The sequence below is a fragment of the Halorhabdus rudnickae genome, from assembly GCF_900880625.1.
GTDB lineage: Archaea > Halobacteriota > Halobacteria > Halobacteriales > Haloarculaceae > Halorhabdus > Halorhabdus rudnickae.
The window spans coordinates 2,042,477-2,058,282 of the sequence record NZ_CAAHFB010000001.1 but is presented as its reverse complement, the minus strand read 5'-3'; the positions used below and the strand labels follow the sequence as shown (position 1 = coordinate 2,058,282).

The following is a 15,806-nucleotide window of genomic DNA, read 5'->3' as shown; positions in this document are numbered from 1 at the left end:
TTACGGGCAGACATACAGTCGACTAAGCAAAGAAAGCGTGTCTCTGCGGGGAACGATTATCGAACGGACAATCGACCTGACAGCGGACGTCTGTTGACGAACGGCGCTTACGTCGTCCGGAACGCCCGATCACCGGCGTCACCCAGGCCGGGGACAATATAGCCGTCATCGTCCAAGTGGTCGTCGACGGCGACGGTCAACAGTTCGATATCGGGGAACTCCTCGCGCAGTCGGTCCAGGCCCTCGGGGGCGCTGACCGCCGAAAGGACGATCACGCGCTCGGGATCGGCCCCGTCGAGGATCTCATCGAGGACGGCACACATCGTGCTCCCGGTTGCGAGCATCGGGTCAGCGAGGATGAGGGTGTCCTGGTCGTGGATTTCGGGCATCTTGACGTACTCGATAGAGATTTCGAACTCGCCTTCGCTGTTCATGCCACCTTCTTCATCGCGACCGGCACTGATGACGCCCTGTTTCGCGCGCGGGAACGCCTTGAGGAGGCCCTCGACGAACGGCGTCGCCGCCCGGAGGACGTTGACGATCACGACATCGTCCATCTCGCCGACGCGTTCGCCCTCGGTCGTGGTCAGGGGCGTCTCGACGGTGACGGTTTCGCTCTCGAGCAGGCCATCGACAATCTCGTAGCCACAGATTCGGCCGAGCTTGACGAGGCCCTTCCGAAAGGCGACTTGTTCTGTTTGGACGTCTCGGAGCCGTGTGAGGGTGTCTCTCGCCAGCGCGTGGGAGACGACCTTCGCGTGTCCGTGGTCTTCGATAGTCATCGTCGACACTGAGAACACGCCACCTCAAAGGCGTTGATATTCCAGTCGACTCCAACGGGTCGGTAGAGAGTCTCACGCGCCGACAAGCCTTATGAACGAGCACGCCAAACCCTCGCCACTAATGGGAGCTATTCCGTCCAGTGCTCCCGGATAGCTAATGGAAGAGAGCGTCTCCGGCTTCAAGGTTCGCGGCGACTGGATCGATATCGTCGAACACGGCGAGCGCATCATGCGTGCCCTGGAGGAACTCGCCGACGAGTACGACGTCGACACCGAGGCCCTTGCAGAGTTCGACGAGTGGCGACCGAAAAGCCACGAACGCCTCGACGAAGACGTCAATGAGAAAACGGCCGCGCAAGCCCGCGTCAACGAGGGTGAAGGCGAGAAGAAAGGCAAAGATCCAGACGAGGATCTCCGGACGGCCGGCGAAAAACTCGCCGACTCCTACGAGAACTTGGACGAACCCGACGAGGCCGTCGACGCCTGGAGCGAGTCTATCGACTACGTCGCCCGCGCTGCGGACTCGGCCGGCCGGAAGGCGATCCGGGCGGTCGAGGACCGGGTCTATCGAAACGTCATGACCCGGATGGCACCCTATTACTTCGACAACGACCTGATCAGCGCGAACGTCCGGCGGATCGACGACGAGAACCCCGAGTACGTCCTCGAGGTCAACGTCAACGACGACGACCTGAAGATCCGCGTCTCGAACAAGCTCGCCGACTACGAGCAGACTGTCGACCGCTGGCACGTCGACATCGAAAAGGAAACCGACGCGCCGGAGGCCGCCGAAGGCGTCGAGGCCCCGCCGGAGAACCACGACGAGACCGACGCCAAAACCAACTGATCGGTCTCCGTTTGCCGGTGTTAACCAGTCACCTGCCCGGAATCTCCGACATCGAAGCGTATTACCGGACACGGAGGCAACGCCGAGCAAATGGGACTGGTGGTAACGCTGGGGACTCTCGTCGTCGCAGGGCTTGCGAGTCTCTTTATGGCGTGGGCCATCGGCGCGGGATCGTCCGGCTCGACGCCCTTTGCCCCCGCCGTTGGCGCGAACGCTATCTCCGTGATGCGAGCTGGACTGATCGTTGGGATCCTGGGACTCGCCGGTGCTGTCCTCCAGGGCGCAGCCGTCACCGAAACGGTCGGCCGTGGCCTGGTCCTCTTTCCCGACGGCGGCGGGCTGACCTCGACGGCCGCGATTCTGCTGTTGCTGATCGCCGGTGGGCTCGTCGCCGTCGGCGTCTTCGCCGGCTACCCGATCGCGACGGCCTTTACTGTGACCGGCGCGGTCGTCGGCGTCGGGTTGGCCCTTGGCGGCGAGCCGGCCTGGGGGACTTACCAGGAGATCGTCGCGCTGTGGGTCGCCGTCCCGTTCGTCGGCGGCGGCGCGGCCTACGCGACAACCCGGTGGCTCCGAAGCGGTGTGGGCGGCGAAGCCCGCATCGTCGCCGTTCTGGCCGGTCTCGTCGGCGTGATCCTCGCGAACGTTCGTTTTAGCGTCCTCGCTCCGGAGGGCGAACAGGCCTCGATCGCCACCGCAGTCACCGAGGCGTTCGACGGCCCCCCATGGGTTGGCGTCGGCGTCACGCTCCTCATGGCGGCGATCGCAGCGGGACTGCTTTATCGGGGGGCTAGTCGGGATCGAGAAACGAGTCAGCGGCGGTTCTTACTCGTGCTCGGCGGTCTCGTGGCGTTCTCGGCGGGCGGGAGCCAGGTCGGCCTGGCGATCGGGCCGGTCCTGCCGGTCGTCGATCCCTACGACATCCCACTCGCGGCAGTCCTCTTCGGCGGCGGACTCGGATTACTGGCTGGCTCCTGGACCGGTGCGCCGCGGATGATCAAGGCACTGAGCCAAGACTACTCCTCGCTTTCCCCACGGCGGTCGATCGCCGCGCTGATTCCCGCGTTCGTCATTGCCCAGACGGCTGTCTTCTTCGGGATCCCCGTCTCGTTCAACGAGATCATGGTGAGTGCGATCGTTGGCAGCGGCCTGGCGGCTGGTGGCAGCGGGATTAGCAGACAGAAGATGGGGTACACCGTCCTGGCCTGGGTCGGTTCGCTCGTGCTCGCGCTGGTTGCAGGGTACGTCGGCTATACGTTGCTTGCGGCGGTCTGAATCAATGTTCCTCCTCGGCGTCGGCCCCGCCGGAACCATCCTCGGCGTCGTCCTCGAGCGTCTCCTCGTCGAGACGGGTGATGCGGGCTTTCATGATCCTGGTGTTCTCGACCTGTTCGACCCGGATCTCGACGCCGTCGTACTCGATGGACTCGCCCTCTTCGACGAGTCGCCCTGCCCGGTTGAAGATAAATCCAGCAATGGTCTCGAACTCTTCGCCCTCTGGGAGGTCGATCGATAGCGCCTCGTTGACCTCCTCGATATTGACCTCGCCTTTGACAATCACGGTATCGTCGTCAAGGAAGTCGATCGGATGTTCCTCTTCCCCTTCGAGAATCTCGCCGACGATCTCCTCGGTGAGGTCTTCCATTGTCACCAGCCCTTCGGTCGTCCCGAACTCGTCGATGACGATTACCATGTGGAGACGTTCATGACGCATTTCAGACAAGAGACTGTCGACATTCTTGCTCTCGGGCACGTGCAACGTTGGTTCGATGACATCCGCGAGGTCAACGTTGTCGGCACCTCCATACTGGGAATCGCGGACGAGATCGCGGATATTGACAACGCCGATAACGTTGTCGAGGCTCCCCTCGTAGACGGGGAGACGAGCGTGGCCACTGTGGACACACTCCTCGATGGCCTCGTCGATCGATGCGTCGACGCTGATGGCGTCCATGTCCAGGCGCGGCGTCATGACTTCCTTGGCGATCGTCCGGTTGAACCGGAGAGTGCGCTGGAGCATCTGTCGTTCCTCCTCGTCGAGGACGCCCTCCCGTTCGCCGGTCTGGATGATATCCCTGATCTCTGATCGGCTGAGATACGACGACTCGATAGCCGGACCGCCACCGGTGACCCGGTTGACGATTTGGGTTAAGTGGTGGAACAGGGTGATGAGCGGCCACAGCAGCGTCTCGACGATCTGCAAGAGAGGTGCGACCCGGCGGGCATGTAACTCGGTGTGCTCGACAGCATAGGACTTCGGCGCACTCTCGCCGAACAGCAGGACGAGTGAGGTGATGCCGAACGACGAGATGATTACTGCCGGTCCGGGATCGAAATAGAAAGCGACGATAGTGGTCGAAATAGACGACATCGTGATGTTAACGAGGTTGTTCCCGACGAGAATGGTCACGAGCAAGCGATGAGGGTTGTCCTTGAGGGCTTTGACTGCCTTTGCACCACGCATTCCTTGCTCGACCATCGGGTCGATCCGGTGGGCCGGCAGCGAGAACATCGCGATCTCCGAGGAGGAGAAGAACCCTGACCCCATGATGAGAAACAGAATCATGAGGGCGCCGACGATCGTGACGCCCGTCTTCGACAGTTCGACGCCGACGATCGGAACAGTGTACAGTTGGATGCCGAGTCCAGACACTGCTGTAAGTACAGATATACCCATCAACACCTCTTGTTGCCATGCCGGGAAATTAACTCTTGTGTGAAACACTGCATAACCCCGACAGCCCAAAGCCGTCCGAGAAAGCCTCCGCCGACAGACTTAGCCAACACCGGCCCCAACTTCGGGACATGCCAAGAACTGATCCAGCGATCACGCTCTACCGGCTGCAGGCGTGCCCGTTCTGTGAGCGAGTCGTCCGTGTCCTGAACGACCTCGACCTCGAATACCGCTCGCGATTCGTCGAACCGCTCCACTCCCGACGGAACGCCGTCAAACGCCTCACCGGGGCACGAACCGTTCCCGCGATCAAAGACGAGAACACGGGCGTGACGATGAGCGAGAGCGCCCGGATCGTCGAATACCTCGAAGGAACCTACGGCGACGAGGCGACGGGCGAACCCGCAATCGACCACGCGGAGGGTGATGCCTGATGGACCTCGAGTTCGACATCGTCGACCTGCCGGAGACCGGCCACGTCGCCGAGGGCGAGCAGGCACCCGGGTTCACCCGGCCGCTAGTGAACGACGAGTACTGGGAAGACGTCCCGCTTGCGAACCTGCTCGACGATCCACCCGTGGTCCTGGTGTTTCACCCGATGGACGGGTCGTTCCCGGCGACGTACGTCTGGAACGAGATCGCCGACCGCGAGTGGCACGAGTACGCGACCGTCGTCGGCGTCTCGATCGCGACGCCGTACGCCCACGAGCGACTCATCGAAGACGAAGGACTCGCGGACTATCGCCTCTATGCTGACCCCGCCAACGAGGTGGCCCGGAAGTACGACGTCGTCCACGACTTGGACGGAATGGCCGGCATCGAGGAGCCCCGGCCGGCCGTGTTCGTCCTCGACGGCGAGGGCGTTGTCGAATACGCCTGGGTCGCCGATGAGTGGCCTGATTTCCCGCCCTACGACGAAGTCGAAAACGCACTCACGTCGCCATAATATGTCCGGCGAGGAAGACCTCACGACCGCGGCGGACATCGTCGCGTCCGGCGGGCTCGTCATCTATCCAACCGAGACAGTCTACGGACTTGGCGCCGACGCGCTTGAACCGGACGCCGTCGAACGCGTCTTCGAAGCGAAAGGCCGCGATCGTTCCGAACCCATCTCGCTCGGCGTCCCGGACATCGAGTGCGCCCTGGAGCACGTCCACGCGTCGGAGCACGAACGGGATTTCATGCGGGCGTTCCTCCCCGGCCCCGTCACGGTCGTCCTCGAGGGACGCGAGACCGTCCCGGACGTCCTCACCGGCGGGCGCGACCGGGTCGGGATCCGCATCCCCGATCACGACCTCGCGCGCGAACTGCTCGACCGGGCCGGACCGCTGACAGCCACGAGCGCGAACGTCAGCGGGCGGGAAAGTGCAACTCGGGTCGCCGATGTCGATCCTGAGATCCGCGACGCGGCGGGGGCGATCCTCGACGGCGGCGAGACAGCCGGCACGGCGAGCACCGTCGTCGACGTGGCTGCTGGGGAGATTTACCGCCGTGGCACGAATGCGAACGCGGTCGAACGCTGGCTCCGGAACCACTCAGAGTAACGACCGCAACGAGCGAGTCCGGACACCACACTCCTCGCGGTAGTCACACGAGTTGCATTTCCGTCTGTTGTCGACCCGCGAGGGCGGACCGTCGATCGACGCGACCGTTCGCAGCGTCGCCCGATACGTCGCCCGCCGATGGGCTGACAGGTCGATCTGGCGGACGACACCGTGAGCCGGGTACTCGACGAACGCGACCTCGATCGGTCGCTCGCGCTCGTAAGACAGCGCCAGCGCGGCCGCGACCAGGCGGACGGACTGTGGCCCCCAGACACCATTCTCGGGTGGCTCGCCGGCGAACACCAACGACGGCGCCAGCGGATCCTCGATCACTTTGTGGGCGATGCCCCGACAGTCCCGCCCCTCGAGGAAGACGTCACGTCCTGCAGGATCGACGAGGCGATCCCAGCAATCGAGGCAGGCCTTTGCCCGATGCAACGCCGAGCTGTACTGCGTACCCGTCACGGCGATGGGTTCGGCAGAGAGGTCCGCCCGGGCGAGCAAACGCGGATACTCGAAGGCCAGCGCGCGCGTCTCCGCGACCTCCGCAGGAATCTCGGGGTCTACATCTGCCCGGCGGCGGTAGTACAACTGGCGCGGGCAGTAGGCGGCGATTTCCAGATCGCGAAAGGTTGGCACGACGGTTCTGGCTGCGATCTCGTACTTAAACCCACAGACCCTCTGCTAAATGGGACCGCTATCAAAAGGAAACGTCCGTCTCGATGTCCGCAGCAGCCTCCTCGAGGCCGTCCTCGGTAACGTCTGCCGTCAGCCGCTCGGCGAGGTCGGCGTCGGGAATGACGTCCCGGAACGCACTCTGAAAGCGATAGCTCACCCCTCTGGCCTCCTCGCGAGCTTCGAGAACACGTCGATATTGGGCGATCGCGTCACGGTCGAGGTCCAGTTCCTCGACCAGGACTGTCTCCTCGTCCTCCTTGAGCCGGCGGCGGAGTTCCTCCCAATCAACCGGCGCGTCCGTATCGGCCTCCCGGAAGAGGTGCAGCTCCAGCCTGGCCCTGCGGGCCGTCTCCTCGTCGATCGACAACCGATCGGCCAGTTCGGCGTCGGAATCGCCATGATAGAACGCCCGGACCAGCGCCACACGCTGGTCGTCTCCGATGGCAGTCTCGAAAGAGAACCGCTCCGCCATGCCCTCGAGCACCGCCCGGAGCTGACGGTCGACGGTCTGCTCGTCCGGATTGGACAGCGTGCCACTGGACGGCTCTTGATCCTCTGTGACGGTATCGGTCCCGGCCACGTCGACGAAGAGGTCCCGAAGTTCGTCTGTCTTCTCGCCCATTGCGGTCGAACGTTTGTATCTGAAGACCAATGTAGGTGTTGGGACCCACCGATGTCCGCGTGCAAAGACGATTTGGCCACGAAACTGCAATCGGCACCAACAGGGGCCGAAGACGGCCGATCCCGCGGCGAGACCGACAACAGACAACCGATCCACAATAGTCATGCACAGCAACGCTCGCGATATTGTCGTATTCACCGGAGTTTCACATGCGATCATCCACACCTACGAGCTGTCGATTCCAATCCTCGTCGTCATCTGGCTGCTTGAGTTCCCGGTGACGACAGCGACGCTCGGAATCGTCGTCACCGTCGGCTACGGTCTGTTTGGCATCGGTGCTCTCCCCGGCGGTGTCCTGGCCGATCGGTTCAGTGCTCGAACCCTCATCATCGCCGGTCTCGGCGGGATGGGACTTTCGTTTCTTGCCTTGAGTTTCGCGGAAAGCGTGCTGACGATCGCGATCGCGCTCGGGGGCTGGGGGATTGCAGCGAGCGTCTATCACCCGGCTGCCCTCTCGCTCATCTCCACCGGTGTCAGGGACCGCGGTACCGGTTTCGCGTACCACGGCATGGCCGGGAACGCCGGGATCGCCCTCGGGCCGCTCCTGACTGCCTCGTTGCTGATACTCTTCGACTGGCAGACGGTCACTCGATTGCTCGTGATCCCGACCATCGGCGTCATCGGCTACGCGCTGACGACGGATTTCGACGAGATGGCCGCAGTGAACACTGACGACGAACGAGCGACCGATCGATCGATATCACTGTCCGGATTTGTCGCCGATAGCCGCGCGCTGTTCACGGTCGGATTCCTCCTCGCGCTCGGGATCGTGATGATGAACGGCCTCTTCTACCGCGGGACGCTCACCTTCCTGCCGGAGGTCCTCGGTGAGTTTCTCCCTCCAATGGGCGACCTGATCCAGCCGTCCGGCGAAGGAAGTCCGGTCGCCGAGGCGTTCGACACGTCCTCGTACCTCTATGCAGTGCTGTTGACGGTCGGTATCGGTGGACAGTACGTCGGCGGTAAACTCTCCGACCGCCTGGCTCCGACGCGGGGGTTGACTGTCGTCTTCGGGTCTCTCGTCGTGATCGCGATCGGATTTGTCCCGGCCGCACGAGCGGGACTGCCGTCGCTGCTGCTCGTCAGTGGATTGCTTGGGTTCTTCCTGTTCGCCCTCCAGCCGCTGTACCAGGCAACTATCGCCGAGTATACCCCACCCGACGGCCGGGGAGTCTCCTATGGGTACACGTACCTCGTCTCCTTCGGCGTCGGCGCCGCCGGGGCGGCTATCGCCGGTGTCCTGCTTTCCACCTTCGACGTGCTGGGAACGTTGCTCACCCTCAGTGCGTTCCCCGCGGTTGGCGTCGTGTTTTCGGTGCTGCTCTCCCGATGGGACGACTGAAATAGGGCCGAGGAATTGTGTGAACCAACCAGGGGCCGGATTTGAACCGGACGAAGAATCGCTTCGCTCGTCCTCTAGGGTTCAAATCGCAGCGATGTCTCTCACGCCTCGTGTTGCTCGGCGAGAAGAGCCAAGGGCCGGATTTGAACCGGCGATGGGCGGCTCTGCAGGCCGCTGCGTTAGGCCGGACTCTGCCACCTTGGCGCACTCTCCTCTAACCGAACCAATCCAATAAGCATAGCGGTCTCCTACGGGAGTCGATGACGTCACCGCTCAATCCTGCACAAACGATTAATATCCACAAGTATTTATCAGGATGTAAAAACGTTCTTGAGCGGCGACTCCCTGACTGCACATACATGTCTACACTCAACAGATCGTTCCGGGGCGAAACAAACGATTGGCAACTGATCACCCTAGGTGTAGTACTCGTAGTGGCGAGTCTGCTGGTGGCCGGTTGGCTATTGCTGGTTTCGAGTGACCTGCCTGGCGGCATCAGTACACTCTTGCTGACGGTCTCGGGCGCACTCTTGACCGCGATTGGGATCACAGAGCCTTCACACACGTCAGCCTAACTGTCGCATCAACCAGTCTACTGCTCGTTTTCGCCAACGAGGCGTTCGGCGTCGAATCGAAAAGTGTGGTCAGCGGAGAATCAGTCGTGACAGTGCCGCTTGCGCGTTTACCACTCACGGCAGCTATGGCTGTACTCGACTGTACTGTATAACGATAAACAACCCACCCGGAGGAGACAGATGTCTCTCCCGGATGGGTTGAATGTAGTATGAATGGAGGCGGCGAACCGGATTTCCCAGAGGGTCTCCCACTCCAGTACTCGCCGGAACGCAGGCGGGCTTAACTTCCGTGTTCGGAACGGGTACGGGTGTTGCCCCGCCGCTGTGGCCGCCTTAACGCCGATCCGTGGAATCGAACCACGCGAGGCCAGCGATCGGTCGATGCACTGCCACGTGTACGTGCGATCCAGTTTGCGCCTGGACGCGACTACGTCGCGTTCACATGCGGTATGAATGGTGGCTTTGGTCAGTTAGTTCTCGCGGGCTAAACACCTCGTTACCTCGGTGCGTACACCCCGAGTCTATCGAACTCCTCTTCTAGGAGCGACCTCAGCGGTACCTCTTTTCCAGGTGGGTTTCCGGCTTAGATGCGTTCAGCCGTTACCCCGTGTGGCGTGGCTGCCCGGCAATGCTCTCTCGAACAACCGGTACACCAGTGGCCACCAACCGTAGTTCCTCTCGTACTATACGGTCGTTCCCGTCAGGTACCAAACACCCCCAATAGATAGCAGCCGACCTGTCTCACGACGGTCTAAACCCAGCTCACGACCTCCTTTAATAGGCGAACAACCTCACCCTTGCCCGCTTCTGCACGGGCAGGATGGAGGGAACCGACATCGAGGTAGCAAGCCACTCGGTCGATATGTGCTCTTGCGAGTGACGACTCTGTTATCCCTAGGGTAGCTTTTCTGTCATTCATTGCCCGCATCAAGCGGGCAAATGAGTTCGCTAGACCACGCTTTCACGTCAGCGTTCCTCGTTGGGAAGAACACTGTCAAGCCATCTTTTGCTCTTGCGCTCTTCTCCGGATCTCTGACCCGGATGAGATGGCCTTAGGGCGCGCTCGATATTCTTTCGAGCGCGTACCGCCCCAGTCAAACTGCCCGGCTATCGGTGTCCTCCTCCCGGAGTGAGGGTCACAGTCACTAACGGGTAGTATTTCAATGCTGACTCGGTGGCGTGCTGGCGCACGTACCTGTGTAACGTCTCCTACCTATGCTGCACATTAGCGACCATGTCCCAGCGACAGCCTGCAGTAAAGCTCCATAGGGTCTTCGCTTCCCCTTGGGGGTCTCCAGACTCCGCACTGGAATGTACTGTTCACCGGGCTCAACGTTGGGACAGCGAGGCTCTGGTTAATCCATTCATGCAAGCCGCTACTGAAGCGGCAAGGTACTACGCTACCTTAAGAGGGTCATAGTTACCCCCGCCGTTGACGGGTCCTTCGTCCTATTGTACTAGGTGTTCAGATACCCGCACTGGGCAGGATTCAGTGACCGTACGAGTCCTTGCGGATTTGCGGTCACCTATGTTGTTACTAGACAGTCCGAGCCTCCAAGTCACTGCGACCTGCTCGTTTCCCGAGCAGGTACCCCTTATCGCGAACTTACGGGGCTAAATTGCCGAATTCCCTAACGTCGATTGATCCCGACAGGCCTTGGCTTTCTCCGCCAGAGCACCTGTGTCGGTGCTGGGTACGAGCACCGTACTGTCTTTTCATGGGCCCCAGGTTGAACCAAATTTCTCTATCTCGCCGTTCGCCCGCTTCGTGCCATTACGGCTTCCACGAGCTTTGACGATTTGACCGGGCGAATACCCGGCTCGGTCTACCCCGAGGCGTCGACATTGAATGTACGGTGGCACTGGAATATTAACCAGTTTCCCGTTCGATCCGCTCGAGTTGCGACGGATCTTAGGATCGGCTAACCCTCGGCTGACGAACAGTGCCGAGGAACCCTTGCTCTTTCGGCCGTCAGGATTCTAACCCGACTTTCGCTGCTACTAAGACCAGGATTTTCGTTTCTACGCGGTCCACACGAGTTCTCACCCGTGCTTCCACCCGCGCAGAACGCCAACCTACACAGCCACCCTTTGACAGGTGTGGCTAGGTATCGGTGGTGGACTTGAGCCCCGATCATTTTGGGCGCCTCAAACCTCGGCCGGTAAGCTGTTACGCTTTTCTTGGAGGGTAGCTGCTTCTAAGCTCACCTCCCGGCTGTCTAGGGCTTGAGACCACCTTCGATCGCACTTAGTCCACACTTGGGGACCTTAACCCAGCTCTGGGTTGTCTCCCTCACGGTACACAGGCTTACCCCGCATACCGGACTCCTCGCGTCGACAGCGTCCGTAGGTTCGGAGTTTGACAGCCGCGCCGACTCCTCTCGGAGGCGGACACGGCAATCGGTCGCTCTACCCCACGGACTACCTCGGCGAAGGTCATGCTTCGACATGTTTCGGTTGGAACCAGCTGTTGCCGGACTCGATGGGCCTTTCACCCCTACACATAGATCACGAGAGGGTATTGTAGGACACCAACTCTAACAGGCTTCCACGTAGCTTTCGCCACGCTTCACCTTGTCCATGCGTAGATCGTCCGGATTCGGGTCGTGCCCGTATGACTCCCCGCCCTTGAAGACGGCGGCCCTCGTGCAAAGCACTGCGGCCATGTCGGTTTCCCTATGCCTTCCCCGATGATCGGGTTAGACTCGCCATACAAGCACACTCCCTGGTTCGTTTTTCAAAACGTACGACTGAACACCGGCTTCCCTTGAGTCCTACTGTATCCTCGCGGATAGGTCGTTTATCAAGAGACCTTTTGTGCCCAGTCGCTCCATCGTCAACTGATTTCAGGCCCTATTTCGCCTCCCTTCTGAGGGTACTTTTCAGCGTTCGCTCACGCTACTTGTTCGCTATCGGTCTCGGGACGTATTTAGTCTTAGCAGTAGATGCCTGCCAAATTCACGAGGGATTTCCAACCCCCGATACTCAGGAACTGGCGCACGTCGTACTTGACCTCGTTACGGGGCTGTCACCCTGTATCGCGCTCCATTCCAGGAGACTTCAAGAGGACGTTCCGACGATGCGTGCCAGTCCACACACCACATTGGCCGTAAGGCCTTCGGTTTGGACTGTGTCGCGTTCACTCGCGGTTACTGACGACATCACGTTCGTTTTCTCTTCCTGCCGATACTGAGATGTTTCAGTTCTCGGCGTTCCCCATTGCGCAAGGCAATTGCGGTGAGGAGTTCCCATTCGGGAATCTCAGGTTCTACACCTCCGTGCGGCTCCCCTGAGCTTATCGCAGCTTGGCACGCCCTTCGTCGGCGCCCGAGCCGAGCCATCCACCAGCTGACATAGCAGCCACGTCGAGTGTGAACTCGACGTAACGCGTCCAGTGGACGCCTGGATCGCACGTACACGCGGTATCATTTACACGCCTGTCGGTGGCAGTGCGTGCATCAACCCTTCCCATCCACGCGTTGACGCGGGATGGTGCATCGGTCTTCCGTACCCGAATTCGAGTGTCGTGACCCACTTAAGGGACACGGATTCGATCGGGCACGGAGGTATGGACCCACTGGGATTCGAACCCAGGGCATCCTCCTTGCAAAGGAGGCACTCTACCACTGAGCTATGGGCCCATCCGCCGTACAATGTTAGCCCTGGTAGTTCATAGGTGCCCGACTGCGTGTCGGCGAACGTGCGTGGTGGGTCGAGGCAACGCCTCGATCCCGGTCAGTAGGAGGTGATCCAGCCGCAGATTCCCCTACGGCTACCTTGTTACGACTTAATCCCCCTTGCGGAGCCCAGATTTGACCGTCGCATGACGGCCTCATCCGGACCCCACTCGGGTGATTTGACGGGCGGTGTGTGCAAGGAGCAGGGACGGATTCACCGCGCGCTTCTGACACGCGATTACTACCGAATCCAGCTTCATGAGGGCGAGTTTCAGCCCTCAATCCGAACTACGACCGGGTTTCGGGGATTAGCGCGTCCTCTCGGACTGGCATCCCACTGTCCCGGCCATTGTAGCCCGCGTGTCGCCCAGCACATTCGGGGCATACTGACCTACCGTTGCCCGTTCCTTCCTCCGCTTTGGCAGCGGCAGTCCTCCTAGTGTACCCAGCCATCGCGAGATGCTGCTGGCAACTAGGAGTGCGGGTCTCGCTCGTTGCCTGACTTAACAGGACGCCTCACGGTACGAGCTGACGGCGGCCATGCACCTCCTCTCAGTAGCTCAGGTAAGCTCATCAGACTGACCGTCACTGCTACTGTCGGTGCTGGTGAGATGTCCGGCGTTGAGTCCAATTAAACCGCAGGCTCCTCCGGTTGTAGTGCTCCCCCGCCAATTCCTTTAAGTTTCATCCTTGCAGACGTACTTCCCAGGCGGCTCGCTTCGCGGCTTCCCTACGGCACAGCGCAGGCTCGTAGCCTGCGGCACACCTAGCGAGCATCGTTTACGGCCAGGACTACCCGGGTATCTAATCCGGTTCGAGACCCTGGCTTTCGTCCCTCACCGTCGGGTCCGTCTTCCTGAGGCGCTTTCGCCACCGGCGGTCCGTCCGAGATTACGGGATTTCACTCCTACCCCGGACGTACCCCTCAGGTCTTCCGGCCCCAAGCCAGACAGTTTCCGCCGGACGCCGACGCGTTGAGCGCGCCGATTTCCCAACGGACTTGTCTGGCCGGCTACGGACGCTTTAGGCCCAATAATAGCGGCCATCACTCGGGCTGCCGGTATTACCGCGGCGGCTGGCACCGGTCTTGCCCAGCCCTTATTCTTGTACCACCTTACGGTACAGAAAAGCGAGGACTATATGCCCTCGCACTCGGAGTCCCCCTATCGCACTGTCGTGCAGTGTAAAGGTTTCGCGCCTGCTGCGCCCCGTAGGGCCCGGCATCTTGTCTCAGATACCGTCTCCGGGTTCTCACTCTCATGACCCGTACCGATTATTGGCACGGTGAGCCGTTACCTCACCGTCTACCTAATCGGCCGCAGCCACATCCTGTGGCGCCAGAACATTTCCGGCTCGCTGCACTCCAGCATGAGAGCCGTATCGAGAATTGACCTCAGTTTCCCGAGGGTATTCTCGTCCACAGGGTAGTTTGGCCACGTGTTACTGAGCTTTCCGCCACGGGCCTAAACCCGTGCGACTAGCATGGCTAAATCGGACTCCGATAGCAATGGCCTCCGGCAGGATCAACCGGAATGTCTCCCCAGAATGGGGAGGGTTAGGCGGGAACACACCCAAAAGGGTGTGATCGCTATCGTAAGCACGTTCGCTGACACCCAGTCGGGTGTCACCGAACTACCAGGGCTAACATCAGATCCCATCTATACGGCGGACCGCAGGGGTGGAATCCTCATGTCTTCCGGACCACATCGTAGACCGAGGAAGGGTATAAACCCTTCGAGTTGGCCCCGAACTGGCGTTCGGATGGTCCGTCGCGACCGGGGCAAGTCGAGCCCCGCCCGAGCCGCGTTCGTATTCAAACCGAAGTGCCCTGTTACACTTAAGGGCGTCGGATTGAATCGCACCACGCGAGTGGCACGACGCGACCGGAGGGGCGTCGACCGCCCTTCGTCGCTGCGTATCTACTCAGATGGGAGGTTAATACTTAAGCCCGTCGAAGGAGACCCGCCACGTCATGCGATTACAAGCGGATCGGGATGACCTACCTTAGCACACTCCCGGCGATGATCGGAGATCGAACGAGAGAGACGAGACTGTACAGAAATGGTGTTGCGCGGCCGGAGGTCGAGCGGTCATCCCGCGCATCGTGCGCGAACAGTCACGTCGAGTGGGAGCCGCGCAGACTGACTTGTCCGTCGATGTCCGAGAGAGTATCGACTTGCGATTGATATGCAAGAAAGGTTCTGAGAAGAAACCCCGATCAGATCTCTTCGAGATGCTCGACGCCCTGCTTGGAGACGTTACCTTTCGTGATGTCGCCCGGCATCCAGTCAGGCTTGTCATCGGGTGCTTCCTGTTCCCAGGCCCAGCCCTCGTAGACGTGGACTTTCTTGGTGCCTTTCTCGCGGAGGCGGATCGGTTCCGGGTCCGCGTCGTCCTCACTCGGTGCTGGGTCGAGTCGACGTGCTGCTTTCAGAGCGGCCTGCCGAGGAGTCCCCCCGGAAAAGACGCTCGACTCTGTACCATCCTCCTCGCGCAGCGCAAAGTTACGCTTGTCCGTATCGCGTGCCATGGTTTTCGACTCTCCATGTCAACTCAGAACATGACCCATTATAAAAATACCCCCCGACTTGGGGGGCAGGCGACACAAAGTATTTATCTGATGAACAGAAGGACCACGGTATTTGGAGAAAACACCCACCAGAACCGGGATTTCGGCGCTCGCGCGCGGTACTGAAGGGGCGCCACCGGACAGCACGTGAACTGGAGCCGGCACGGTAAACTTAAGTGTATGGTCCGGCGAGCCACAGGGTGAGATACCGCGATGGTGCGCAAGAAGAAGCTCAGCCCGAGTGGCGCGAAGGACGAAGACGGGGAGTACCACAACGTCCACATCAATCTCCACGAGGACGAGCTGGCCGTCGCCGGACTGGAGATCGGCGACGAGGTGTTCGTACGGGTTCGGGACAGCAAGATCATCATCCAGAAGGCGAACCCGGAGGACGTCGAACACGAGTTCTAATTTCGTCGACGGCAGGGAACCCATC

The 15,806-nt window shown here is 60.8% G+C and carries 13 protein-coding genes, 2 tRNA genes and 3 rRNA genes; 8 read left to right on the top strand and 10 right to left on the bottom strand.

Features of this window, described 5'->3' with window-relative positions; genetic code table 11:
* Window positions 1-107: 107 nt before the first annotated feature.
* Complete coding sequence (gene upp / locus BN2694_RS10355) at window positions 108-782, bottom strand: uracil phosphoribosyltransferase (protein ID WP_135664862.1); 675 nt, start codon at window positions 780-782, stop codon at window positions 108-110.
* A gap of 157 nt (window positions 783-939) precedes the next feature.
* Here upp and BN2694_RS10350 point away from each other — a divergent pair, with 157 nt between their 5' ends.
* Together BN2694_RS10350 and BN2694_RS10345 are read left to right on the top strand one after the other, a co-directional pair.
* Window positions 940-1,629: a DUF5828 family protein gene (locus BN2694_RS10350; protein WP_135664859.1), complete on the top strand. Its 690-nt coding sequence runs from the start codon at window positions 940-942 to the stop codon at window positions 1,627-1,629.
* Window positions 1,630-1,719: 90 nt separating this feature from the next.
* A complete protein-coding gene (locus BN2694_RS10345) occupies window positions 1,720-2,904 on the top strand; it encodes an inorganic phosphate transporter (RefSeq protein WP_135664857.1) in 1,185 nt (394 codons plus the stop codon).
* Window position 2,905: 1 nt separating this feature from the next.
* Here the strand turns inward: BN2694_RS10345 and BN2694_RS10340 are convergent, their stop codons facing one another.
* Window positions 2,906-4,306, bottom strand: coding sequence for a hemolysin family protein (locus tag BN2694_RS10340; protein ID WP_135664854.1), 1,401 nt, complete (start codon window positions 4,304-4,306; stop codon window positions 2,906-2,908).
* 128 nt (window positions 4,307-4,434) lie between these two features.
* On the opposite strand from BN2694_RS10340, the gene BN2694_RS10335 reads away from it, so the two are divergent.
* The 3 genes from BN2694_RS10335 to BN2694_RS10325 are packed head-to-tail and all read left to right on the top strand — an operon-like array spanning window position 4,435 to window position 5,847.
* A complete protein-coding gene (locus tag BN2694_RS10335) occupies window positions 4,435-4,737 on the top strand; it encodes a glutaredoxin family protein (RefSeq protein WP_135664850.1) in 303 nt (100 codons plus the stop codon).
* Entirely contained in the window at window positions 4,737-5,249 is a 513-nt protein-coding gene (locus tag BN2694_RS10330; protein ID WP_135664847.1) for a redoxin domain-containing protein, read from the top strand. Before BN2694_RS10335 ends, BN2694_RS10330 begins: the two co-directional genes overlap by 1 nt.
* A 1-nt stretch (window position 5,250) precedes the next feature.
* Window positions 5,251-5,847, top strand: coding sequence for an L-threonylcarbamoyladenylate synthase (locus tag BN2694_RS10325; protein WP_135664844.1), 597 nt, complete (start codon window positions 5,251-5,253; stop codon window positions 5,845-5,847).
* On the opposite strand, the gene BN2694_RS10320 is transcribed toward BN2694_RS10325, so the two are convergent.
* Entirely contained in the window at window positions 5,839-6,486 is a 648-nt protein-coding gene (locus BN2694_RS10320) for a CRISPR-associated protein Cas4 (RefSeq protein ID WP_135664841.1), read from the bottom strand. The genes BN2694_RS10325 and BN2694_RS10320 overlap by 9 nt on opposite strands.
* A gap of 61 nt (window positions 6,487-6,547) precedes the next feature.
* Window positions 6,548-7,147: a hypothetical protein gene (locus BN2694_RS10315; protein ID WP_135664839.1), complete on the bottom strand. Its 600-nt coding sequence runs from the start codon at window positions 7,145-7,147 to the stop codon at window positions 6,548-6,550.
* Between the two features lie 163 nt (window positions 7,148-7,310).
* Between BN2694_RS10315 and BN2694_RS10310 the strand changes: the two genes are divergently transcribed.
* Complete coding sequence (locus BN2694_RS10310; RefSeq protein WP_135664836.1) at window positions 7,311-8,549, top strand: MFS transporter; 1,239 nt, start codon at window positions 7,311-7,313, stop codon at window positions 8,547-8,549.
* 128 nt (window positions 8,550-8,677) lie between these two features.
* On the opposite strand, the gene BN2694_RS10305 is transcribed toward BN2694_RS10310, so the two are convergent.
* A tRNA-Cys gene (locus BN2694_RS10305) sits at window positions 8,678-8,753 on the bottom strand.
* Window positions 8,754-8,908: 155 nt separating this feature from the next.
* On the opposite strand from BN2694_RS10305, the gene BN2694_RS10300 reads away from it, so the two are divergent.
* The gene (locus tag BN2694_RS10300) at window positions 8,909-9,124 is read left to right on the top strand and encodes a hypothetical protein (protein ID WP_135664833.1); all 216 of its coding nucleotides are present in this window, start codon (window positions 8,909-8,911) and stop codon (window positions 9,122-9,124) included.
* Between the two features lie 214 nt (window positions 9,125-9,338).
* On the opposite strand, the gene rrf is transcribed toward BN2694_RS10300, so the two are convergent.
* The 5 genes from rrf to BN2694_RS10275 form a co-directional block, all read right to left on the bottom strand.
* Window positions 9,339-9,460: ribosomal RNA gene (gene rrf / locus BN2694_RS10295) — 5S ribosomal RNA — on the bottom strand.
* 115 nt (window positions 9,461-9,575) lie between these two features.
* A 23S ribosomal RNA gene (locus BN2694_RS10290) occupies window positions 9,576-12,493 on the bottom strand.
* A 200-nt stretch (window positions 12,494-12,693) separates the two neighbouring features.
* Window positions 12,694-12,765 (bottom strand) — tRNA-Ala (locus tag BN2694_RS10285).
* A gap of 99 nt (window positions 12,766-12,864) precedes the next feature.
* Window positions 12,865-14,335, bottom strand: a 16S ribosomal RNA gene (locus BN2694_RS10280).
* The 16S, 23S and 5S rRNA genes sit together here with 1 tRNA gene alongside, the layout of an rRNA operon.
* Before the next feature lie 684 nt (window positions 14,336-15,019).
* Window positions 15,020-15,331, bottom strand: coding sequence for a non-histone chromosomal MC1 family protein (locus BN2694_RS10275; protein ID WP_135664830.1), 312 nt, complete (start codon window positions 15,329-15,331; stop codon window positions 15,020-15,022).
* 252 nt (window positions 15,332-15,583) lie between these two features.
* Here BN2694_RS10275 and BN2694_RS10270 point away from each other — a divergent pair, with 252 nt between their 5' ends.
* The gene (locus tag BN2694_RS10270) at window positions 15,584-15,781 is read left to right on the top strand and encodes a hypothetical protein (protein WP_135664827.1); all 198 of its coding nucleotides are present in this window, start codon (window positions 15,584-15,586) and stop codon (window positions 15,779-15,781) included.
* Window positions 15,782-15,806: the final 25 nt, after the last annotated feature.